Below are 21,195 nucleotides of genomic sequence, written 5' to 3' on the forward strand. Positions count from 1 at the left end.
GGTGTGAACCCGTCCGCCGCGGCCTTCCCGCAGCGCAACGCGATGATCTTATCGACGCAGAGTGATCGGCATGGACGTCATGCCGCAGCAGTCCCCGGAGCCCTCCGAATCGTCCGCCTCTCCCCCGCCCTCCCCGGAGACCCCGGCCGCCCCGGAGCCCCCCGCCGCCTCCGGGTCCTCGGTTCCCCCGGAGACACCCGCCGCACCCAAAAAGCCCACCGCGCCCACCGCACCCACCGCACCCGAGGCACCCGAGGCACCCGAGGCACCCGAGGCACCCGAGGCACCCGAGGCACCCGAGGCACCCGAGGCACCCGAGGAGGAACTGCCGCCACTCACGCTGCGTACCGCGCTGCGCCGGGCGGCCATGGGTGCGGTGGCCTCCGCGGTGCTGGTGACCGGGGCGGTGGTGGCCGTGCCGGAGGACGGGCAGCAGTCCGCGCCCCCGGCGCCGGGGGCGGTCTCGCGCGCCCTGCGGGCCGCCGATCTGGGGTACCCGGCTTCCCTCCCCGATCTGACGGCACTGATCGTGGACCGGCGGCGGTGGCTGGCCTCGCATCCCTCCGACGCCCGGTCGTGGGCCCTGCTCGGGGGCGCGTACGTGGAGTGGGGGCGGCGGTCCGCCGACACGGCGTACTACGTCAGGGCCGAGCAGGCGCTCACGCGCTCGCTGCGCACCGAACCGGGTGAGCGGGGCAATACGGCGGCCCAGGTGGGGTTGGCGCGGCTCGCCGATGCCCGGCACGACTTCGGTGCGGCGAAGAAGTGGGGCGAGTCGGTACGCGCGCGGCAGCCGATGGAGTGGGCGGTGTACCCGGCCCTGATCGAGGCATACGACGGCCTCGGCGACCTCGGGGCCGCGCGCACGGCGGTCCAGCGGTTCGCGGCGCTGCACCCCGGGGTCGAGGCGCTGCTGCGGACGGCGCGGATGCATCGGGACGGCGGGCGGGACGAGGACGCGGTGGCCGCGGCACGGGAGGCGGCGGACCGGGCGGGTACGCCGGTGCAGAAGGCGGAGTGCCTGTATCTGCTGGGCGAACTGGCCTGGGAGCGGGGCGAGCCGCGGGAGGCGGTGGCGCAGTACGAGGCGGCGCTGCGGGTCGACCGCACCCACTATCCCTCGCGCGCGGGCCGGGCACGGGCCCTGGCGGCGCTCGGCCGTACGGACGAGGCGCTGCGCGACTACGAGACGGCGCTGGCCGACCTGCCGAGGCCCGCCTATCTGCTGGAACTCGGCGAGTTGTACGAGTCGTCGGGCCGCGGGGAGGATGCGCGGACGCGGTACGGGCGGCTGCGCGAGGCGTTCGCCCGGGACCGGGGCCGGGGCGTGGACGACGCCCTGTTGCGGGGCCGTTTCGAGGCGGCGCACGGGAAGCCCGCCGCCGCGGTGGCGATGCTGAGGGCCGAGTGGGACCGGTCGCACCGCAGTGCGGCGGTGGCGGACGCGCTGGGCTGGGCGCTGCACCTCTCCGGCGACTCGGCGGCGGCGCTGCCGTATGCGCGGCGGGCGGTCGGCGCCGGTGGGTGGAACGCCGCGTACGCGGCCCATCTGGGGGCGATCCAGCAGGCGTTGAAGGACTACGGTCCGGCGCGCCGGAACCTGACGGAGGCCCTGCGGGCCAACCCGCATTTCTCGCCGTTGGAGGCCCCGGCCGCCCGGCGGGCCCTGGATGCCCTGGACCACCTGCCGACCGTGCTGCCGGACGGCGTGCGGCCGGCCCCGGCTCCGGCGGACGAATCGGTGCCGCCGACGCCCGCGCCGCCGCAGTCGCCCGTGCCGCCCCGGCCGTCCGCACCCGCTTCCACGGCGCCCCGGCCGGGTACGTCGACGGCCTCCGCCGGCCCCCCGGTGCCGCAGACCACGCCCGTTGGCTGAGTCGCCCACGTCGCCCGTGTCACCGATGGGGCGGGGCCCCGGAATCGTCCGGAGGCCCCGCCCCTGTTCGTCGGGCTCGTCGGCGTCGGCTCAGAGGTTGCCGCGCTTCTCCTGCTCGCGCTCGATCGCCTCGAACAGGGCCTTGAAGTTGCCCTTTCCGAAGCCCATGGAGCCGTGGCGCTCGATCATCTCGAAGAAGACGGTCGGGCGGTCCTGGACCGGCTTGGTGAAGATCTGGAGCAGGTAACCGTCCTCGTCGCGGTCGACGAGGATCTTCAGCTCGCGCAGGATCTCGACCGGGACCCGGGTCTCGCCCGCCCACTCGCCGAGGGTGTCGTAGTACGAGTCGGGGGTGTCCAGGAACTGGACGCCCGCCGCGCGCATCGCACGCACCGAGGCGACGATGTCGTTGGTGGCGAGCGCGATGTGCTGGACGCCCGCGCCGCCGTAGAACTCCAGGTACTCGTCGATCTGGGACTTCTTCTTGGCGATGGCCGGCTCGTTGATCGGGAACTTGACCTTGAGCGTGCCGTCGGCGACGACCTTGGACATGAGCGCGGAGTACTCGGTGGCGATGTCGTCGCCCACGAACTCCTTCATGTTGGTGAAGCCCATGACCTTGTTGTAGAAGCCGACCCACTCGTTCATCCGGCCGAGTTCCACGTTGCCGACGCAGTGGTCGATGGCCTGGAAGAAGCGCTTGGCCGGCGGTTCGACCATCGGGTCGGCGGCGACGTAGCCGGGCAGGTACGGGCCGTCGTAGCCGGACCGCTCCACGAGGGTGTGGCGGGTCTTGCCGTAGGTGGCGATGGCGGCGAGCACGACCGTGCCGTTCTCGTCCTTCACCTCGTGCGGCTCGGTGAGCCCGAGGGCGCCGTGCTCGACGGCGTAGGCATAGGCCGCACGGGCGTCCGGGACCTCGATGGCCAGGTCGATCACGCCGTCGCCGTGCTCGGCCACGTGGTCGGCGAGGAAGCGCCCGTGGTCGGTGGCCGCCTTGATGACGGAGGTGAAGACGAAACGGGCGGAGCCATTGGTCAGCACGTAACTCGCCGTCTCCCGGCTGCCGTTCTCCGGTCCGGAGTAGGCGACCAGCTTCATGCCGAAGGCCGTCGAGTAGTAGTGCGCGGCCTGCTTGGCGTTGCCGACGGCGAAGACGACCGCGTCCATTCCCTTGACCGGGAAGGGGTCGGCCTGCCGCTCCGCCTCGCTCCGCCTCGGCTCTTCACTTGCTTCCTGGTTGCCGAGCCCAGTGTCGGGGGTGGTGTGCACAGTCTCAGTCATGCCGGAAGCCTCCCGCCGCTTCGCAAGGTGCGCAATAGTTCGCGAAATCGCTGGGCAGTTTGTACAGCACATGGCCATGCTGGCCGGACTATCTGTACATGATGACCATCACAGTGAACTCTACGACGACTCCCGGAGGCGGGCCATGGCGATCGATCATCTGGACGGACGGCTCATCGTGCTCCTGGCCCGCGAACCGCGCATCGGCGTCCTGGAGGCGTCACGCCGACTGGGCGTGGCACGCGGGACGGTGCAGGCGCGGCTGGACCGCCTTCAGTCGAATGGAGTCATCCGCGGATTCGGCCCGACCGTCGATCCGGCGGCGCTCGGCTACCCCGTCACCGCGTTCGCGACGCTGGAGATCAAACAGGGCCAAGGGGCCGATGTGCGGGCCCATTTGGCGACCGTGCCCGAGGTGCTGGAGCTGCACACCACCACCGGCCACGGCGACATGCTCTGCCGGCTCGTGGCCCGTTCCAACGCCGATCTTCAACGGGTGATCGACCGGGTTGTCGGTTTTGATGGCATTGTCCGGGCCTCCACGGCCATCGTCATGGAGAACCCGGTTCCGCTGCGCGTCATCCCGCTCGTCGAGCAGGCCGCGGGGGACGACGACTGAACCGAGAGGTGGCGCGTGAGCTTCTGGGAGTACCTGGGCAATCGGCACCAACAGCTGCTCACCGACGCCTTCCAGCACGTCAGCGCCGTGTTCCAGTGCATGGTCGTCGCCACCCTGCTGGGGGTCCTGATCGGGGTCGTCACCTACCGCAGCGGATGGGCGGGGGCGCTGGCCATCACGTCGACGGCGACGGTGCTCACCATCCCGTCCCTCGCCGCGATCGGTCTGCTCATCCCGCTGGTCGGGCTCGGGGTCGCGCCCACCGTGATCACGCTGACGCTGTACGGGCTGCTGCCCATCGTCCGCAACTCCATCGTGGGACTGCGCGGTGTCGATCCGCTGCTGGTCGACGCGGCCAAGGGCATCGGGATGTCCCGGCCGGCCAGGCTGTTCCGGGTGGAACTGCCACTGGCCTGGCCGCCGATCCTCACCGGCATCCGGGTGTCCACACAGATGCTGATGGGCATCGCCGCCATCGCCGCGTACGCGTCCGGCCCCGGGCTCGGCAACGAGATCTTCCGCGGCATCGCCTCGCTGGGCAGCGCCAACGCCATCAACCAGGTGCTCGCCGGAACGCTCGGCATCGTCATCCTCGCGCTGCTCTTCGACGCCGCGTACGTCCTGCTCGGACGCCTCACCATTCCCAGGGGGATTCGTGCCTGAGACCGCCGACTCCAAGGCCGCGGAACCCGGTTCCGGTTCCGGTCCCGGCCACGACTCCGGCCGCGCCCCCGCAACCGGCAGCACGGCCGCCGACGAAGCCGGGGCACCGAGGTCCACGTCCGGGGCCACCATCCATCTCGACAACCTGACCAAGCGGTACCCGGGCAATCCGAATCCGGCCGTGGACAACGTGTCGATGGACATCAAGGCGGGCGAGACGGTGATCTTCGTCGGCCCGTCCGGCTGCGGGAAGTCCACCACCCTGAAGATGATCAACCGGCTGATCGAGCCGTCCTCCGGCCGGATCATGATCGACGACGAGGACGTCACCGACATCGACCCGGTGCGGCTCCGCCGCAAGATCGGCTACGCGATCCAGTCGTCCGGGCTCTTCCCGCACATGACGGTCGCGGAGAACATCGCCCTGGTGCCGAAGATGGTCGGCTGGTCGAAGTCGCGGGTGAAGGACCGGGTCGAGGAGATGCTCGACCTCGTGGGACTGGACCCGCGCGAGTTCCACGGCCGCTACCCCCGCGCCCTGTCCGGAGGCCAGCAGCAACGGGTGGGCGTGGCACGGGCCCTGGCCGCGGACCCGCCGGTGCTGCTGATGGACGAACCGTTCGGCGCGGTCGACCCGATCACCCGCGACCACCTCCAGGACGAGCTGATCCGGCTCCAGCACGAACTGCACAAGACGATCGTCTTCGTCACCCACGACTTCGACGAGGCGATCAAGCTGGGCGACCGGATCGCCGTACTGCGGGAGCGTTCGCACATCGCGCAGTTCGACACGCCGGAGGCGATCCTCACCAACCCGACGGACGACTTCGTCTCCGGATTCGTGGGCGCCGGGGCGGCGTTGAAGCGGCTCAACCTGACCCGGGTGCGCGATGTGGAGATGGCCCAGTTCCCGACGGTGACGGTGGACGACCCGCTCCAGTCGATCTTCAACAAACTGCGCATCGGCCCGCACAACGAGCTCCTGATGCTGGACCGCCGCAACCGCCCGTACAAGTGGCTGCGGCGCGGCGATCTGATGCGGGCCCGCGGATCGCTGGCCCGCGCCGGGCAGTTGGTGCACGACACGGTGACGCGGGACGCCACACTGCACGACGCGCTGGAGGCGGTGCTGACCGACAGCGGCGGCCGGGTCGCGGTGACCGGCCGGCGCGGCGAGTTCATCGGCGTCGTCGACATGCACACCCTGATGAACTCCGTGCACGAACTGCTGGAGGCCGACCGGCTCGCCGCCATCGAGCACCAGCACGACCTGGAGGAACTCCGCGCCCACCAGACCGAACAAGAGCTGGAGGGCGGTGCGCAGGACGCATGACCCCCGACTCCCCCTCACGCCCCGAACCCGCCCGGTCCCGGCGCGCCTCCCGCCCGGCGCGCTCCGAGCCGCCCGGACCGTCCTCCGACAAGGACCGCCCGCCCGGCGAGCACGACGTCAAGGGCCATGCCTTCCGTGACGAGGAGGAGGAGCCCGCACCGCCGCCCGCGAAACCCCGGCGCCGGATCACCTGGCGCAAGCTGCTGGTGCTGCCGCTCGCGCTGGTGGTCGTCCTGGCCGTCACCTATCTGTGGATCACCAGCGTCCACCTCGACTCGATCGCCCGGAACTCGCTGACCAGCGGGAACGTGCAGCTGCGCTGGTGGCAGCACGTGCGGCTGACCGCGATCTCGACGTTCTGGGTACTGATCATCGCGATCCCGCTGGGCATCGCCCTGACCCGGCGCGCCCTGCGCAGGGGTGCGCCCGTGGTCACCGCGCTCGCCAACATAGGCCAGGCGACCCCGGCGATCGGCCTGCTGGCGCTGCTGGTGATCTGGCTGGGCATCGGCCCGTCGACGGCGATCATCGGCATGGTGATCTACGCGGTACTGCCGGTGTTCTCCAACACGGTGGCCGGGCTCAGGGCGATCGACCCCGGCCTGGTCGAGGCGTCGCGCGGGATCGGAATGTCCTCGCTGGGAACGCTCGCCAAGGTCGAACTGCCGCTCGCGGTGCCGCTCATCCTGGCCGGGGTGCGGACGGCACTGGTGCTCAACGTCGGCACGGCGACGCTGGCCACGTTCGTCGGCGGCGGCGGCCTGGGCGACCTGATCACCTCGGGCATCCAGACCCAGCGCATGCCGGTGCTGGTGCTGGGTTCCGTGCTGACGGTGGTGCTGGCGCTGCTGGTGGACTGGCTGGCCTCGCTGGCCGAGGTGGCATTGACACCGCGCGGACTGGAGGTGGGGTGAGATGACGCCGCACACGGTGCGTGCCGTACGCGCCGCGGGTGCCGCCGTACGGGCCGTACGCGTCGCACGCGCCACGCGTGCCGGGCTCACGGGGGCGGTGGCGCTCACGGTGTCGCTGGCCCTGTCGCTCTCCGGCTGCGGGCTGAAGAGCGGCTCGCCGATGGTGGACGACGTACGACCCGGCTCGGTGGGCCGGGGCCTGCCGCTGAAGGGCGCCTCGCTGACGGTCACGTCGAAGAACTTCAGCGAGAACATCGTCCTGGGCCAGATGATCGGCCTGGTCTTCAGGGCCGCGGGTGCGGAGGTGCTGGACCGGACGAACCTGCCCGGCTCGATCAGTGCGCGCGAGGCGATCGTCAAGGGCGACGCGGACGCCATGTACGAGTACACGGGCACCGGCTGGATCACCTACCTCGGACATGCGAAACCGATCGCGGACCCGGCGAAGCAGTGGCAGGCGGTCCGGGACGAGGACCGGAAGAACGGTGTGACGTGGCTGCCGCAGTCCACGCTCAACAACACCTACGCGCTCGCCATCAGCAGGAAGAACAACGAGAAGTACCACCTGCGGACGCTGTCCGACGTGGCGGCGCTGGCGAAGCGCGACCCGTCGGCGGTGACGATCTGCGTGGAGAACGAGTTCGCCTCGCGCGACGACGGACTGCCGGGCATGGAGAAGGCGTACGGCATGTCGCTGCCGGCCGGCAACATCAAGAAGATGGACGCCGGGATCATCTACACCCAGGTCTCGAAGTCCAACTCCTGCCTGCTGGGCGAGGTGTACACCACCGACGGCCGGGTCAGGGCCATGAACCTCGACGTGCTCGTGGACGACAAGCACTTCTTCCCCAACTACAACGCCGCACCCGTGATCCACAGCAAGACCTTCGAGAAGTACCCGCAGATCGCACAGCTCCTCGACCCGCTCAGCAGGAAGCTGACGACACAGGCCGCCCAGGAGTTCAACGCGAAGGTGGACGTGGACGGGCAGGACCCGCACAAGGTGGCGAAGGACTGGCTGGTCCGGGAGGGGTTCATCAGGAACGGCTGACGGCATCGCCGAGTTACAAAGAAGTCGATGCAAAGAAGTCCTTGCAAAGGATGCTTTGCAAGTCTACGGTGAACACATGCCCGGAAGAGATGAGGGCGGCAACCGCCCCGCCGACGACCAGAACATCCACACGGTCGACGCCCGCACCCTGCGCGGGCTCGCCCATCCCCTGCGCCTGCGCCTGCTGAGCGCGCTTCGGGAGTACGGCCCCGCCACCGCCTCCGGCCTCGCGGACCGGCTCGGCGAGTCCAGCGGCGCCACCAGCTACCACCTGCGGCAGCTCGCCTCGTACGGCTTCGTCGAGGACGCCCCGGAACACGGCAAGGGCCGGGAGCGCTGGTGGCGGGCCGTCCACATGGGCACCGCGTTCGACACCGGCCGGCTCCTGGAGCATCCGGACCCGGCCGTGCGCGGCTCCGTCGGCGTCGTGCTCCACGAGATCGCCACCACCCACGCCCAGGAGCTGAACACCTGGCTCGGCACGATGCACGAGTGGCCCGCGGAATGGCGCAACAGCTGGGACATCAGCGATTTCAAGGTGCGCCTGACCCCCGATCTCTCCGCGGAGCTGATCCAGAAGGTCCACGACCTCATCGAGAGCTACCGGGGACGCGTCCCGGACGACGCCGACGGGTCGGCCACCGTCCGCACCCAGCTGCACTTCTTCCCCCGCCCCGCCGACTGACGCCCTCGGCACCCCTGCCCGACAGCACACCCCCGCTCGACAGCACACCCCTGCCCGACAGCACACCCTCAACCGGAAGGACACCGTCATGCACCCCGACACCCACCTCGTTCTGCACCACTCGCGGTCCGCCGAACTCCACGAGGAGGCGACGCAGTTCCGTACCGTCGGCACCGAACCGCGCGCCGGAGTGCGTACCCGGCTGGGCTGGACCCTGGTCGAGCTGGGGCTGCGCATCCTGCCCCGCCACCACTCCGGCTCCGGCCGCGGCTCCCTCGCCCTCGGTCCGGCATGAGCGGCCAGGGGGATCAAAACCGCATACCGCTCGTCGCCGTTCTGGCAGCCAACTCCATATCCACGGCCGGGACATCACTCACCCTGATCGGGGTTCCGTGGTTCGTCCTGGAGACCACCGGCAGTGCCGGGCGGGCCGGGGTCGTCGCCTTCTGCGCGACTCTTCCCATCGTCGTCTCCGCCCTGATCGGCGGCCCCGTCATCGACCGGATCGGACGCCGACGGGTCGCCGTGGCCTCCGACCTGGTGTGCGGCATCGCCGTCGCGGCCGTCCCGCTGCTCCACCGGGCGGACGTCCTCACCTTCTGGATGCTGTGCGCGCTGATGGCCGTCAACGGGCTCCTGCACACCCCGGGCAACACGGCGCGCTACGTCCTCGTACCGGACCTCGCCGCACATGCGGGCACCACCCTGGCCCGCGCGGCGGGCCTCTTCGACGCCGTGTCACGCGGCGCCCGGATGGTCGGGGCGGCGCTGGCGGGCATGCTCATCGCCCTGGTCGGCGCGGAGACCGTCCTGCTGCTGGACGCCGCCACGTTCGTGGCGTCCGCGCTGTTGATCGCGGTCGGGGTCCGAGGGGTCCGCGCGGCCGAACCCCAACGGGCCGCGACGCCCGTGTCCCTGCGCTCCTACAGCCGCGAACTGCGCGAGGGCTACGCCTACCTGCTGGGCAACCGGCTGCTGCTCGCGGTCGTGGTGATGGTCCTCTTCATGAACGGTACCGATCAGGGCTGGAACGCCGTCCTGCTGCCGGTGCACGCCTCCGGCGAGCTGGGCGGGGCCGCGGACATCGGACTGCTCACCGCGCTGTTCGGCGCGGGCGGACTGGTCGGCGCCCTGTTGTACGGGGCGGTCGGCCACCGCTTCTCGCGGTGGACCGTCTTCACCGTGTGCGTGCTGCTGTCCGGTGCGCCCCGATACGCGGTGGCCGCACTCACCGGGACGACGGCGCCGCTCGCGGTGACCATGGCCCTGGGCGGAGTCGCGGCCGGGGCGCTGAACCCGATCCTGACGACGGTGATCTACGGAAGCGTCCCCGACGAACTGCGCAGCAGGGTCTCCGGGGTGCTCACGGCGGGCGCGGAACTGGCCATGCCGGTGGGCGGACTCGCCGCGGGCCTGCTGGTGGAGGGCGCGGGTGCGCGGGGCGCCCTGCTCGCGATGGGGGCGGTGTACCTGCTGGCGACACTGAGCCCGCTGGTGTTCCCGGTGTGGCGCACCATGGACCGGGCCGGGGCGGACGACCCGGACCGCGCGGGCCCGAAGGGCGGGACGACCGAGCCGGAGGCCGCGGGAACAGCGGGGACAACAGCGGGAACGGCGACGGGGACAGCGGCGGGGACCATCGGGCCGGACCCCGCCGCGCCGAGTGCCGCTGTACCGAATCCCTCTGTGCCGAATCCCTCTGCGTCGAATCCCTCTGCGTCGGAGATCGCCGCCTCGGAGATCGCTGCTCCGAGTGTGGCCGGGGCGAATCCCACCGGTCCAAAGACCGTACCGGCACCGAGCGGGCCGGTCAGCAGCTGGGAACCTTCTGTCCCCGCTCCAGCGCCCGGAGCGACGACACCGCGCCCTTCAGGGTCGTGACCGGGATCAGCTGGAGGCCCTTGGGCAGTTCGGCCCCCGCCGCCCTGCACTCGTCCTTCGGGACGAGGAAGACGGTCGCGCCGTCGCGGCGCGCGGCCTGCGTCTTCAGCGACACCCCGCCGACCGCCCCGACCTCGCCGTTCGCCCGGATCGTGCCGGTGCCCGCGATCGTGCGACCCCCCGTGAGATCCCCACCGGAACCGTCACCGTCCAGCTTGTCGACGATGCCGAGGGCGAAGAAGAGTCCCGCGCTCGGGCCGCCGACATCGGCGAGGTGCAGCGAGACGTCGACTGAAGCGGGGGCCTTGCCGAGATAATTCAGGGCCGCGGAGACAGCGGAATTCTGCGACTTCTTCATGTCTTCCAGATTGTGCTTCTCGATCTCCTTCTCGGAGCCGCCGGTCGGGTAGACCGAGTCGCGGGGCAGGACCGCACGGTCCGTGCGGAACCAGCTGTCGATCACGTCACCGACCCCGACATCGGCGGTGGGCCCGGTGGCGACGATCGTCGTCATCCGCAGTTCGCCCTTGGTCGGACGGGTGGGCGCGCCCTTGATGCTGATCACGGGCGTGCCGTGGTCTTCCCCGAGCACGTTCGCGGTCGTGCCGGGCTGCGCCAGCGTGAAGGGCAGCGGCGCGAACGCGGCCACCCCGAACAGGGCGAGGACCGGCACGGCGCACAGGGCGAGGGCGCGGGGGCGCGAGAGACGAGTGAGCACCCGCCCAATCTAACCGCCGCCGCGCGCCGGCGCGCCGTCCGTCAGGGCCTGCGCCGGGCGCCCATCGACATGGCGAGCGCCACCACCCAGCCGATGAAGGTCCATCCGAGGAAGAAATTGACGACAAATACCGAACCGGTGTTCACCCCGCGCCCCAGAGCGATGAAGAAAGGCACGAAATACACGGCGATGCCCACGACGGCGAGAATCAGGAAAGCGGAGCTGTCCATCAGTAGTCCCCCTGGTCGCTGCGCGCCGCGATCGGAGCGCGAGCTCCGAAAAGATAAGGCCCGGACCGACCCCGGCGTAGACACGAACCAGCCAGAATGCGTCCTGCGCAACCCAACAAGGCCGCCCGCCCCCGGAACCAGTGCCAAAACCGGCGGCGGAGCCGGCCCCGGACCCGCCGACGACGCTCGCGGGGCGTTTCCCACGGGTCGCGCCTGACACTCCGCGACAGCCCCGGGCACCTCCGGCACCGGCCTGCTTCGGCGCCTCCGCCATCACCTACTTCTTCGGCACCTCCGCCGCCGCCTACTTCTTCGGCACCTCCGCCACCACCTGTTTCGGCACCTCCGCCGCCGCCTACTTCAGCGCTTCCGCCACCTCGCGGGCCGCGTCCACCACCCGGGGGCCCACCCGCTCGGGCACGGAGTCCGAGAGCATCACCACGCCCACGCTGCCCTCGACGCCCGTCACCCCCACCAGTGCGGCCGCCGCGCCGCTCGCCCCGGCCTCCAGCTCGCCGTGGGTGAGCGTGTAGGTCGCCTCCCCCACCGGCTGCCGACGCGCGGCGAGGATCGCCCGGCCCGCGGCACCCCGGTCCAGCGGATGGCGGAAGCCGGCCCGATAGGCCACGTGGTAGTCGGTCCAGGTCGGTTCGACGACCGCGACCGCCAGCGCATCGCTGCCGTCGACCAGCGTGAGGTGGGCGGTGGCTCCGATGTCCTCGGCCAGGGACCGCAACGCGGGGAGCGCCGCCTCCCGTACGAGCGGGTGCACCTGACGGCCCAGCCGCAGCACGCCCAGGCCGACGCGGGCCCGGCCGCCCAGGTCCCGTCGTACCAGGGCATGTTGTTCCAGAGTGGCAAGCAGACGGTAGACCACTGTTCGGTTGACGCCGAGCCGGTTGGACAACTCGGTGACGGTCAGGCCGTGGTCGGTGTCGGCGAGCAGTTTGAGGACTCGCAGTCCCCGGTCGAGCGTCTGGGAGGTCTCCGCGGTCACGACGCCCTCTCCTCTTGTGGTGAGCGGCGGCGGCTGATTCCCACGGACTGCGCGACCACCGGTCCCATCGGCGATGCGCGGCGAGGCCACCTGCCTGGCCAAGACACCGGCTGCGCTCTGCGGCGGCGTTGCCACGAAGCGTTCATTTTTTGGACAGTAGCGAGCCAGTCCGCTCAGCGGAAGACCTCGTCCAGAATCCGGGCGTAGGCAAAGAAGGAATTCTGGTGAAGAGACAGAAGCGCCGGTCAGCGGGGTGGCGGCCGATTTTCGGACGTCTACGCGCGTCCATGTCGGTCGACGCCTCCGCGACACTCTGTACATCAACATGCGAACGTTCGTTAACTCACTGTGAACGATTGTTGCGCGATTTTGCCGTTCACGAGAACCTCACAGAATCTGATCGCCTTCGTCGCCTGATCGCGGACGGTGAAGTTGAGCGCAAAGGTGCCGTCGAGCCCGACGATCCTGGTGACGTAGAAGTCCGATATCTGCTTCCCGTCCGCGGTGCGTCCGGTCGCCGAGACCGTGGCGACGGGCGCGAAGCCCTGCCCGAGGACGGTGACGGCGGTTCCCCCTCGGCCCCGAGGCTCCGCACCGACGACACCGGCCCGGGGCAAGGACCCCTGTCCCCGCCCCGGGCCGGTACATCACCGGAATGCGGACCCGCCGCCGAAGCCACCCCGGCCGCCGAAAACCGCTCGACCGCCCCGACGCCACCACACGCAACCGACGTCACCGCACGCAATCGGCGTCATCGCACCCGACGCCACCTCACGCGACTGACGTAACACCACACCCGACGTCACCACACCCGGCGTCGCCGCACCCGGCGTCGCCACCCCTGACGCCACTGCGCCCGACCTCACCGCATCCGGGTCGCCCACTCCTGGACCTTCTGGATCCGCTGCTGGATCTGTCCGGCCGTGGCCTCCGCGCTCGGCGGCCCGCCGCACACCCGCCGCAACTCGGTGTGGATCACCCCGTGCGGCTTGCCGCTCTGATGCGTGTACGCCGACACCATCGTGTTGAGCTGCTTGCGGAGACCCAGCAGCTGCTTGTGCGTGACCACCGGCCGCGCCTCGGCCGGCTTCTCCAGCAGATCGGCCTCCTCGGCCGGCCGCTGCCGGCTGTGCGCGATCTGCCGGGACTGGCGCTTCTGGAGCAGCAACTGGACCTGGTCCGGTTCCAGCAGCCCCGGAATGCCCAGGTAATCCTGCTCCTCCTCGCTCCCGGGGTGTGCCTGCATGCCGAACTCGGCACCGTCGTACAGCACCCGGTCGAAGACCGCGTCCGACTCCAGTGCCTCGAACGGCAGCTGGTCCTCGGTCTCCTCGTCCTCCAGCCGCTCGGCGTCGGCGAGGAGCTTGTCCTCCTCCGAGAACGGGTTCTCCTCGTCGCTGCCCTTCTTCGGCTTGTCCAGGACGTGGTCCCGCTCGACCTCCATCTCGTTGGCGAAGTCGAGCAGCATCGGAATGGTCGGCAGGAAGACCGACGCGGTCTCGCCGCGCCTGCGCGAACGCACGAAGCGCCCGACCGCCTGCGCGAAGAACAGCGGCGTGGAGATGGTGGTGGCATAGACACCCACGGCCAGGCGCGGCACGTCGACGCCCTCCGACACCATCCGGACCGCGACCATCCAGCGCGACTCGTCCCCGCTGAACTGGTCGATCTTCTTCGACGCGGCCTTCTCGTCGGAGAGGACCACAGTGGCCTTCTCGCCGGTGACCTTCTTCAGGATCTTGGCGTACTCGCGCGCCGACTCCTGGTCGGTGGCGATGACCAGTCCCCCGGCGTCCGGGATGCCCTTGCGGACCTCGGTCAGCCGCTTGTCGGCAGCGGCCAGCACATTGGGGATCCAGTCGCCGGTGGGTGACAGGGCAGTGCGCCACGCCTGCCCGATGGCGTCCTTGGTCATCGGCTCGCCGAGCCGGGCGGCGATCTCGTCACCGGCCTTGGTGCGCCAGCGCATGTTGCCGCTGTAACTGAGGAAGATCACGGGCCGGACGACCCCGTCGCCGAGCGCGCTGCCGTAGCCGTACGTGTAGTCGGCCGAGGAGCGCCGGATGCCGTCGTTCCCCTCCTCGTACTCGACGAACGGGATCGGGTTGGTGTCGGAACGGAACGGCGTACCGGTGAGCGCGAGCCGCCGCGTCGCCGGATCGAATGCCTCCAGGCACGCCTCGCCCCAGGACTTCGAATCACCGGCGTGGTGGATCTCGTCGAGGATCACCAGCGTCTTGCGCTGCTCGCAACGGTTGCGGTGCAGCATCGGCCGGACGCCGACACCGGCATACGTCACCGCGACGCCGTCGTACTCCTTGCTCAGCGGGCCCGCACTGTAGTCGGGGTCGAGCTTGATACCTATCCGGGCCGCTGCCTCGGCCCACTGCTTCTTCAGGTGCTCGGTCGGCGCGACGACGGTGATCTGCTGCACGACGTGGTGGTGCAGCAGCCATGACGCGAGGGTCAGCGCGAAGGTGGTCTTCCCCGCGCCGGGGGTGGCGACCGCGAGGAAGTCGCGCGGCTGCTCCTGGATGTACTTCTCCATGGCGCCCTGCTGCCAGGCTCGCAGCTTTCCGGCGGTACCCCAGGGGGCACGGCCGGGGAAGGCGGGTGAGAGGTGGTGGGAGGCGGTAGTAGTCACGGTCTCCGGTTCGGGTCTCTCGGGTACGTGGGTGCTGTCCGTACGGGCCGGGACGGGCCCGCAGGCGATACGACAACCGGGCCACCCTACCGGTGGGCGGGACGTGAGCCGCTTCGAACTGCCCGGCCCCGCACGGAACTGCGACGGCTGTCACACGTCGTCGACGACCAGTTCGCGCAGCCCCCGGGAGGTGGCCCCGCCTCGTCCGTCTCCCCAGCGGCCACCCCGATGACCAGGCCCCATGTCCACTGCGATGGCTACAGCGACGACGAGCGCGACGACCAGGTGCTTCGCGGTATCGGTGGCGTCGGAATCGGCCGGCTGCGTCCCGCCGTCCTGGGGCCTCGCCCCGCTGGACGGCCCCGGACGGCCGGCCGTACGCAGTCGGAGCCCCGGGGCGCGCACACCGCACCCGGGGGGTTCCCGATCCGCTGCCGAGGGTTTCGGCCCGACCCGACCTCACGAGGGCGCGGTTCCCGGCCGAACCGGCACGTCACCTCGATCGGAGCCGGAGCGACAGCCGGAACCGGCGGAACGGCGGAACCGGCGGTACCGGCTATCGGATCCGCCCGACCGGGGCCGGGGCCGTACCGGCTATCGCGTCCGTACCCGGGACGCCACCCACGCCCCCACCAACGCCACCCCCGCCATCGGCAGGAAGACCACCGCGAACGCGCCAGGATGCGATCCGGAGGCGGCCCCCGCCTCCACCGCCTCGTGCACGGCCCCCACCGCCCCGCCACCGAGCGCTGCGAAGGCCGCCCCGCCCGCGGCCAGCAGCAGGACGTTCGACAGCCCGTCGGAGATCTGGAGGGCCGCGGAGTTCGCCCCGGCCTCCTCCGGCGCCGACAGCTTCAGCAGCAGCACGCTCGTCGAGGCGATCACCATGCCCATGCCGAAACAACCGAAGGCCCAGGCCACGGCCACGGTCCAGACCGGCACCGCGTCGATCAGCACCGACGGCGCGGCGGCTATCGCGGCGGCGACCAGCACCATGCCGCCCACCATCAGCCGCTCCCGGTACGGCTCCAGCCGCGGCCGGGACTGCACGAACGAGCCGAGCGCCCAGGTCCCGCCACCGGCCGCGAGCGAGAGCCCGGCCATCGTCGGGCTCAGCCCGCGCTGGGTCACCAGCATCAGCGGCACGAACGACTCGGCGGCGATGAACGACCCGGCCGCCACCCCGCGCAACAGCACCACCGACGGCAGCCCGCGCGCCGCCCGCGCGGTCCCCGGCGGCAGCAACCCGCGCACGGCGGGCACCAGCAGGACGAAGCCCACGACGGCGGGGAGCAACGCGAACCAGTTCCGTTCCTGCCCGGCGTACTGGAGCAGCCCGGCGCCCGACGAGATGCCGAGCGCGAGCAGGATGCGGCGCCGGTCGAAGGGTTCGAGGGCGGCCGCGGGGTCGGGCGGCCCGGAAGCCCGGCGCCGGATCGCCGGCAGCGCGAGCGCCAGCGGGAACACCACCAGCACGGGGATGCCGACGAAGACCCACCGCCACCCCAGGTGCTGGGTCACGCTCCCGGAGGCGAGCGGTCCGACGACGGACGGGATCACCCAGCTCGCCGCGAACGCCGCCATGATCGACGGGCGCAGCCGCTCCGGGTACGCCCGGCTGATCACGACGTACAACGCCACGATCACCAGCCCGCCGCCGAGCCCCTGCACGGCCCGGCCCGCGACGAACATCCACATGCTCCCGGCTGTCCCGGACAGCAGCAGCCCCGCCCCGAACGCACTGATCCCGGTCGCCAGCGGCCCCAGCGGTCCGCGCCGGTCCGCCCACTGCCCGGACAGCACCATGGCGAACAGGCTGGTCGTGAAGTACGCGGAGAACGCGAAGGCGTAGAGCGCGATGCCGTGCAGCTCACGCGCGGCGACCGGCATGGCGGTCCCCACCGCGGTCGCCTCGAAGGCGATCAGGAAGACGACGGAGACGATGCCGACGCTGAGCGCCCGATAGGTCCGCCCGAGCACCCCACCGGTCTCCGGCCCCTCCCCCTCGAACCCGGCGGACGGCTTTGACACGGACGTATCGCCGACGGTGCCGACATCGGCAGTTCCGGTATCGGCGTCTCGGGGTTCCAGGACACTCATGAGCCCCAGAGTAAGGGCCGCATCCCCTGGTGGGCCCTGTCGCGAGACGGTCCACCGCTCGGCCCTTGGTCGTAGGACCGACCCCACCCTTCGCGAAAAAGCCCACCCACCTCACGAATCCCCCACCCACCAACCACCAACCACCGCCCACCGGCGAACCCGCCCCGCCGTTCGTGAACGGCACATGGCAGTCGCATTGCACCCCGCCCCGCACCCTTGAGCCACCCCGGCACCCGCCCCTACGTTCGAACCACAACGAGGAACACACGGCCGTGTGCCCGAGTGGTCAGGGGCTCGACTGCAACTCGAGTAACACCGGTTCGAATCCGGTCACGGCCTCCACAAAGCCCAGCACGCCCGCCCGTCACGCGTCCTGCGTCGCGCCGGTCGGACACCGCGTAATCGCGTCCCCGTCGTCTTCACGGTCGCAGGCCGACACAGCCGACATCGTGGCGCACAGGCCGACGGCGAGGGCCGTACCACGCGTGAGGAGCCGGTTGCGACGCCGATGTGCCGAGATGTTCACTGATCTCCCAGAAGGCTCTTGGCCTGATCGTTGCTGTCGAAGGCCGCGCCGTTGATCTCGTCGGTCGCGGTGTATTCGCTGCGTCCCCCGTTCGGGTTGGCGGCCGACCATTGCCGGGCGGGCTCGGCCAGTTGCTGCTCCCGCTGCCTGAACACCTTCGATCAGCTCTCGCAGGGCAGAATCTTGCGGTACTCCTCCGCATAGGAGGCCAGATACCGTTCCACCTTGTCCGCCATGTTCCCTTCGGGCCGCACCACTCGGACTTCAAGGGAGAACGCACCAGCTTTCTGCCTCGCGTTGCGGCACTCGAAAGCAGTGGTGGCACCGCTCTTCCATACCTGAAACTTTCCGCCCTGCCTGGGTTCGGTATTGAAGACCAAGGCCGCCTTGGCGGTGTCCTCTGCGGTGAATCCGGCTTTGCGCCATACGCCTTCGCTACTGAGCTCGACCTTTCCGTCGATCACAACATCGCAGAACCGGTATTCCGGGACGTCATACGTATGAGACTCCTCGATCTTCAGCCGGGCGCCATCCGGAAGCAGGTCCTTGAGCATGTCCCGCCGAACCGGGACACCACAGAGAACTTCCGGGACCGAGTAACTCTTCTCATCACCCGAGCAACCGCCGACAGCAAGTAGAGCGACGGCTGCGAAAATAGCCAATGGGCGAGCCTTCTCCATCATGAAGCATCTCCGGCGCTCTTCATCTTCGCTCCTGCCGTATGACCGTCATCAGCCCCGTTGGCTGCGGAGGTCTTGAGATCATCCACGGTGTCGGCGTTGAGTTCTCCACCACGTGTCGCCACTTCCACGGCACTGCGAGCCGAATCCATGGCTGCACTACGGCCCTCATGATAAACACGAGTTGCATCACCCTCGGCCTGATCCGCGGAGTCCTGCTCGATGCTCTTCATGATGCTTTCCTGAATGTCTTCGGAAGCCCAACCGATAGGGGCTCCCAGAATCGGAACCCGTTCCGCAGCCTTGTCCAGCCCCATACCCAGGATTCGGTCAGCCCACTTCTGCTTTTCAGCAGCAGCTTCGTTGAACTCCTTGTCGGCCGCCGAATGATAATCGAGAACGGCATCCGCACGGGATTCACTCATGATGCCGGCAATAATTCCGCCCGGCCGCGAAGCGTTACGCAGTCGCTCCGCATCAGAAACCGAGGAGTTACTGTCCCCATTGATCACTTCATTAATGGCATTGGCCGTAGATGCCTGCTGAGCACTGGTAATGGAGGCATACGCATCAGGATCTTGACCGACTTCCGACAGGAAGCGCTGCGCCTTGTCGGCAGAGAGATTTGCCGACTCACCGAAGGGCGAGAAGAGCTTGTCGTCCCCACCCGAGAGACTTCGCTGAAAGTCGTTGATGTACTCGGCAGAAATGTCGCCGAGACTTCCCCTCATGGCATAGAGAGGACCGGATCCTTCTTCGAGATCGCCGTTCTCGTTGTGCCGGATCAGCTCCGGGCTCTCACCAAACTTCTCGACAATCGCATGCACCAGATTGGCCCGCTCGGCCGAGTGCTTGACAGCCTCACCCGTGGCATCACTGTCGTACGGACGTCCCGTGGTGGCTGACTCCAGCGCATGCCCCAGGGCTTCCGGACCGACGTTCAGGGCCTTCTGCAGCTTCTCACTGTCCCCGTAGAGGTGCGCGTCGTTCGAGTCGGCGTTCCACTCGAATTCCTCGTCGGTGAATACATCGAGGTAGGAGGAGAAGTCGAGCTTTCCGCCCTTCTTGACACTTCCGTCCTCGTTGTACGCAGTAGGGGGATCCGTGAAGAACTTCTCCGCGGCCTGCGGGCTGTGTCCGAGACCCTCCAGAACGCTGTTCAACGGGTCTTCACCCGATCCGAGCTTTCCTGAAGGGTTGAACCCGTACGTCTCGCCGTTGCCGCTGCCGACATGCGTGAGGAACTTGCCCCGGTCCTCCTGATGGAGCTGCGTCACATGCTCGGCGATGGGGTTGATGAAGTCCGGGTCATAGTTCCCGTACCGCAGAAGGCCGCCCAGGATCTGGTAGCCGTACGGCTTCTGCATCATGCCGGGCTGGAACTCGATCTGCTGAGTGCCGAGTTTACGGAGCTCCGGCCCCCACTCGGCGCTGAACTTCTTGTCGTGGGACGCTTTCGCGAGATTGATTCCGAGGTTCTTCTGGAGTTCCTGAACGTCCCGCAGTCGTTCCTTGTCAATCTTTCCGTAGGCGTCGTACGGGTCGATTGCCAACTGGCCGTAGAACTCCAAGGACTTTTTGGGTCCAAGTGCCCTGTAGAACTCTGTCGAGAACTCCTGGGAATTCTTGTTGTCACGCAGGAGTTCATTGAGTTGCTGCAACTGCGTGTGCGTGATCGCGTTCCCCTTGGCGGCCAACGCGGCGGCGCGGGCCGCCTCCTCCTGGTCCAGCTTCTCGTACTTCGGCTTGCTGAAGTCGTGGCCGTCGGAGACGTTGGCGGTGAGGGCGTTCTTCAGGGACTGATCGGCGTCGTTGCAGGTGTCGACGATGTCGTCGATCTTCTTCTGCCAGGCAACGATTGCGCTCTTCTGCTTCTGGAGCGCCTGCGGGTAGTCGGGATCATGACGGGCCGCAACGTCCTCTTCCAGCGGATGCCTGGCCGTCACCTTTCCCTTGGCGTCGACATGGACGCCGGCCTTCGGACCCTCGTCGTGCACGATGCTCACAAGGTCGTCCTTGGCCTTCCTAAAGGCCGTACACCCTTCTGCGAGGAGCATCTTGACGCCCTTGGCCTCGGCCACGGCGTCACCGAACTCCTTGGCGGTCTTGCCGATGAACCCTTTGGTGACGCCGGCGTTGACGCCCTCCCATTCGGCCTTGTCCGCCTTGGCCTTCATCCCGTCCCTGGCGTCCTCGGCCAGACGCTCCAACTTCGTGACCATCTCGGCCCAGTCATCGACCGCCGCCTTCAGTTTGCCCACGGGTGCGTCGACGATGTCTTCGAACTTCAGCACGATCCCGATTCCCCCGCGTACTACTTCAGGTACTCGTTCAGCTTGGATACCGCAAGCAGATCACCGACGATCTGTGCATCATCCTTCGCATGGGCCGACTTGCTGTAGTCGAGATGGTTCGAAATCTGGGCACACGAATCCAATAAGGTCCTCAGGTGCGTGTTCCACCGGTCATGAACCTTCAGCAACGCGGAACCGCTGGAGAAATTTCCATTGGTGAGAGCGGTCGCCGCATCGAACGTCGACGGCCGGGCGTGGTCACCCTCTTTGGAAAGCCGGGTGTGCAGACCGTACGCCTCATGCCCAATAGCACCCAAATTATCTTGATTGACCGCCAAGTCGGCCTTGCCGGACGACGAACGCCCCCCGGCGCCGTCATCAACACCATTGAGTCGCATATCGACCCGTTGCGCCGACTCCTTGCGCAGCGCCGCCCACTCCGCATCAAACGCCATGAATCCCCCACACCGCTCTCGCCCCCCGAGCTCCATCACGAACCCGGCCTCAGGCGCACGTCCATTGATTGCTCAAGCTACCAATGCGGTATTGCCTTCGGAAAGGCTGGAACGGGACGTTCCGTTACATGACCGGTGGCATTGCGACATGATGGCCGCCCAGCGCAGGCACACAGCGGGACGGGGGTACAAGAATCTGCCGTCACGCCTCCGACCCCAACGCGTTTCCCCAGCCAATCGGCTGC

General features: G+C 69.1%; 20 protein-coding genes and 1 tRNA gene. 10 read left to right on the plus strand and 11 right to left on the minus strand.

Going from position 1 to position 21,195, the window contains the following annotated elements:
• The first annotated feature begins 70 nt into the window (after window positions 1-70).
• Entirely contained in the window at window positions 71-1,876 is a 1,806-nt protein-coding gene (locus tag ACFC79_RS27995; protein WP_376245447.1) for a tetratricopeptide repeat protein, read from the plus strand.
• Window positions 1,877-1,966: 90 nt separating this feature from the next.
• Here ACFC79_RS27995 and hppD read toward each other — a convergent pair whose 3' ends face one another.
• A complete protein-coding gene (gene hppD / locus ACFC79_RS28000) occupies window positions 1,967-3,160 on the minus strand; it encodes a 4-hydroxyphenylpyruvate dioxygenase (protein WP_376245450.1) in 1,194 nt (397 codons plus the stop codon).
• Window positions 3,161-3,305: 145 nt separating this feature from the next.
• Here hppD and ACFC79_RS28005 point away from each other — a divergent pair, with 145 nt between their 5' ends.
• The 8 genes from ACFC79_RS28005 to ACFC79_RS28040 all read left to right on the plus strand — a co-directional run bounded on the left by ACFC79_RS28005 (window position 3,306) and on the right by ACFC79_RS28040 (window position 10,306).
• Window positions 3,306-3,779, plus strand: a complete 474-nt coding sequence (locus ACFC79_RS28005; protein ID WP_376245670.1) for an Lrp/AsnC family transcriptional regulator — start codon at window positions 3,306-3,308, stop codon at window positions 3,777-3,779.
• 15 nt (window positions 3,780-3,794) lie between these two features.
• Window positions 3,795-4,442 carry an ABC transporter permease gene (locus tag ACFC79_RS28010; RefSeq protein WP_376245452.1) on the plus strand — a complete coding sequence of 216 codons (648 nt, stop codon included), beginning with the start codon at window positions 3,795-3,797 and terminating at the stop codon, window positions 4,440-4,442.
• A 130-nt stretch (window positions 4,443-4,572) separates the two neighbouring features.
• On the plus strand, window positions 4,573-5,775 hold the full coding sequence (locus tag ACFC79_RS28015; protein WP_376245673.1) for an ABC transporter ATP-binding protein: 1,203 nt from the start codon (window positions 4,573-4,575) through the stop codon (window positions 5,773-5,775).
• Complete coding sequence (locus ACFC79_RS28020) at window positions 5,772-6,689, plus strand: ABC transporter permease (RefSeq protein WP_376245455.1); 918 nt, start codon at window positions 5,772-5,774, stop codon at window positions 6,687-6,689. Before ACFC79_RS28015 ends, ACFC79_RS28020 begins: the two co-directional genes overlap by 4 nt.
• A 160-nt stretch (window positions 6,690-6,849) precedes the next feature.
• On the plus strand, window positions 6,850-7,740 hold the full coding sequence (locus ACFC79_RS28025) for a glycine betaine ABC transporter substrate-binding protein (RefSeq protein WP_376245676.1): 891 nt from the start codon (window positions 6,850-6,852) through the stop codon (window positions 7,738-7,740).
• A 76-nt stretch (window positions 7,741-7,816) separates the two neighbouring features.
• Window positions 7,817-8,425: a helix-turn-helix domain-containing protein gene (locus ACFC79_RS28030; protein ID WP_376245458.1), complete on the plus strand. Its 609-nt coding sequence runs from the start codon at window positions 7,817-7,819 to the stop codon at window positions 8,423-8,425.
• A gap of 88 nt (window positions 8,426-8,513) precedes the next feature.
• A complete protein-coding gene (locus ACFC79_RS28035; protein ID WP_376245460.1) occupies window positions 8,514-8,720 on the plus strand; it encodes a hypothetical protein in 207 nt (68 codons plus the stop codon).
• On the plus strand, window positions 8,717-10,306 hold the full coding sequence (locus tag ACFC79_RS28040) for an MFS transporter (protein ID WP_376245463.1): 1,590 nt from the start codon (window positions 8,717-8,719) through the stop codon (window positions 10,304-10,306). The genes ACFC79_RS28035 and ACFC79_RS28040 overlap by 4 nt, the downstream gene beginning before the upstream one ends.
• On the opposite strand, the gene ACFC79_RS28045 is transcribed toward ACFC79_RS28040, so the two are convergent.
• The 6 genes from ACFC79_RS28045 to ACFC79_RS28070 all read right to left on the minus strand — a co-directional run bounded on the left by ACFC79_RS28045 (window position 10,236) and on the right by ACFC79_RS28070 (window position 16,995).
• Window positions 10,236-11,024, minus strand: a complete 789-nt coding sequence (locus ACFC79_RS28045) for a S16 family serine protease (protein WP_376245465.1) — start codon at window positions 11,022-11,024, stop codon at window positions 10,236-10,238. The two genes, ACFC79_RS28040 and ACFC79_RS28045, sit on opposite strands and share 71 nt — an antisense overlap.
• Before the next feature lie 41 nt (window positions 11,025-11,065).
• Window positions 11,066-11,254: a superinfection immunity protein gene (locus ACFC79_RS28050; protein ID WP_376245468.1), complete on the minus strand. Its 189-nt coding sequence runs from the start codon at window positions 11,252-11,254 to the stop codon at window positions 11,066-11,068.
• A 355-nt stretch (window positions 11,255-11,609) separates the two neighbouring features.
• On the minus strand, window positions 11,610-12,251 hold the full coding sequence (locus ACFC79_RS28055; protein ID WP_376245471.1) for an IclR family transcriptional regulator: 642 nt from the start codon (window positions 12,249-12,251) through the stop codon (window positions 11,610-11,612).
• A 338-nt stretch (window positions 12,252-12,589) separates the two neighbouring features.
• Window positions 12,590-12,868, minus strand: a complete 279-nt coding sequence (locus tag ACFC79_RS28060) for a hypothetical protein (RefSeq protein ID WP_376245474.1) — start codon at window positions 12,866-12,868, stop codon at window positions 12,590-12,592.
• A 245-nt stretch (window positions 12,869-13,113) separates the two neighbouring features.
• Window positions 13,114-14,895 carry a DEAD/DEAH box helicase gene (locus ACFC79_RS28065; RefSeq protein WP_376245477.1) on the minus strand — a complete coding sequence of 594 codons (1,782 nt, stop codon included), beginning with the start codon at window positions 14,893-14,895 and terminating at the stop codon, window positions 13,114-13,116.
• A gap of 594 nt (window positions 14,896-15,489) precedes the next feature.
• Window positions 15,490-16,995, minus strand: coding sequence for an MFS transporter (locus tag ACFC79_RS28070; protein ID WP_376245479.1), 1,506 nt, complete (start codon window positions 16,993-16,995; stop codon window positions 15,490-15,492).
• A 268-nt stretch (window positions 16,996-17,263) separates the two neighbouring features.
• On the opposite strand from ACFC79_RS28070, the gene ACFC79_RS28075 reads away from it, so the two are divergent.
• Window positions 17,264-17,337 (plus strand) — tRNA-Cys (locus tag ACFC79_RS28075).
• A gap of 180 nt (window positions 17,338-17,517) precedes the next feature.
• Here the strand turns inward: ACFC79_RS28075 and ACFC79_RS28080 are convergent.
• From ACFC79_RS28080 to ACFC79_RS28095, 4 genes are read right to left on the minus strand one after another with little or no spacing between them, the layout of a single operon-like run.
• Window positions 17,518-17,676 carry a hypothetical protein gene (locus ACFC79_RS28080; RefSeq protein WP_376245481.1) on the minus strand — a complete coding sequence of 53 codons (159 nt, stop codon included), beginning with the start codon at window positions 17,674-17,676 and terminating at the stop codon, window positions 17,518-17,520.
• Window positions 17,677-17,682: 6 nt separating this feature from the next.
• Complete coding sequence (locus ACFC79_RS28085; RefSeq protein ID WP_376245484.1) at window positions 17,683-18,204, minus strand: hypothetical protein; 522 nt, start codon at window positions 18,202-18,204, stop codon at window positions 17,683-17,685.
• Window positions 18,201-20,495 carry a hypothetical protein gene (locus tag ACFC79_RS28090; protein WP_376245486.1) on the minus strand — a complete coding sequence of 765 codons (2,295 nt, stop codon included), beginning with the start codon at window positions 20,493-20,495 and terminating at the stop codon, window positions 18,201-18,203. Before ACFC79_RS28090 ends, ACFC79_RS28085 begins: the two co-directional genes overlap by 4 nt.
• A 20-nt stretch (window positions 20,496-20,515) precedes the next feature.
• Window positions 20,516-20,950, minus strand: coding sequence for a hypothetical protein (locus ACFC79_RS28095; RefSeq protein ID WP_376245489.1), 435 nt, complete (start codon window positions 20,948-20,950; stop codon window positions 20,516-20,518).
• Window positions 20,951-21,195: the final 245 nt, after the last annotated feature.

This window comes from Streptomyces sp. NPDC056061 (assembly GCF_042266885.1).
Classification (GTDB): Bacteria; Actinomycetota; Actinomycetes; order Streptomycetales; family Streptomycetaceae; genus Streptomyces.

Coding starts and splice junctions, on each gene's coding strand:
- ACFC79_RS28035 (WP_376245460.1), top strand. CDS start 8,514: ATGCACCCCGACACCCACCTCGTTCTGCACCACTCGCGGTCCGCCGAA.
- ACFC79_RS28040 (WP_376245463.1), top strand. CDS start 8,717: ATGAGCGGCCAGGGGGATCAAAACCGCATACCGCTCGTCGCCGTTCTG.
- ACFC79_RS28070 (WP_376245479.1), bottom strand. CDS start 16,995: ATGAGTGTCCTGGAACCCCGAGACGCCGATACCGGAACTGCCGATGTC.
- ACFC79_RS27995 (WP_376245447.1), top strand. CDS start 71: ATGGACGTCATGCCGCAGCAGTCCCCGGAGCCCTCCGAATCGTCCGCC.
- hppD (WP_376245450.1), bottom strand. CDS start 3,160: ATGACTGAGACTGTGCACACCACCCCCGACACTGGGCTCGGCAACCAG.
- ACFC79_RS28085 (WP_376245484.1), bottom strand. CDS start 18,204: ATGATGGAGAAGGCTCGCCCATTGGCTATTTTCGCAGCCGTCGCTCTA.
- ACFC79_RS28025 (WP_376245676.1), top strand. CDS start 6,850: ATGGTGGACGACGTACGACCCGGCTCGGTGGGCCGGGGCCTGCCGCTG.
- ACFC79_RS28005 (WP_376245670.1), top strand. CDS start 3,306: ATGGCGATCGATCATCTGGACGGACGGCTCATCGTGCTCCTGGCCCGC.
- ACFC79_RS28050 (WP_376245468.1), bottom strand. CDS start 11,254: ATGGACAGCTCCGCTTTCCTGATTCTCGCCGTCGTGGGCATCGCCGTG.
- ACFC79_RS28030 (WP_376245458.1), top strand. CDS start 7,817: ATGCCCGGAAGAGATGAGGGCGGCAACCGCCCCGCCGACGACCAGAAC.
- ACFC79_RS28095 (WP_376245489.1), bottom strand. CDS start 20,950: ATGGCGTTTGATGCGGAGTGGGCGGCGCTGCGCAAGGAGTCGGCGCAA.
- ACFC79_RS28020 (WP_376245455.1), top strand. CDS start 5,772: ATGACCCCCGACTCCCCCTCACGCCCCGAACCCGCCCGGTCCCGGCGC.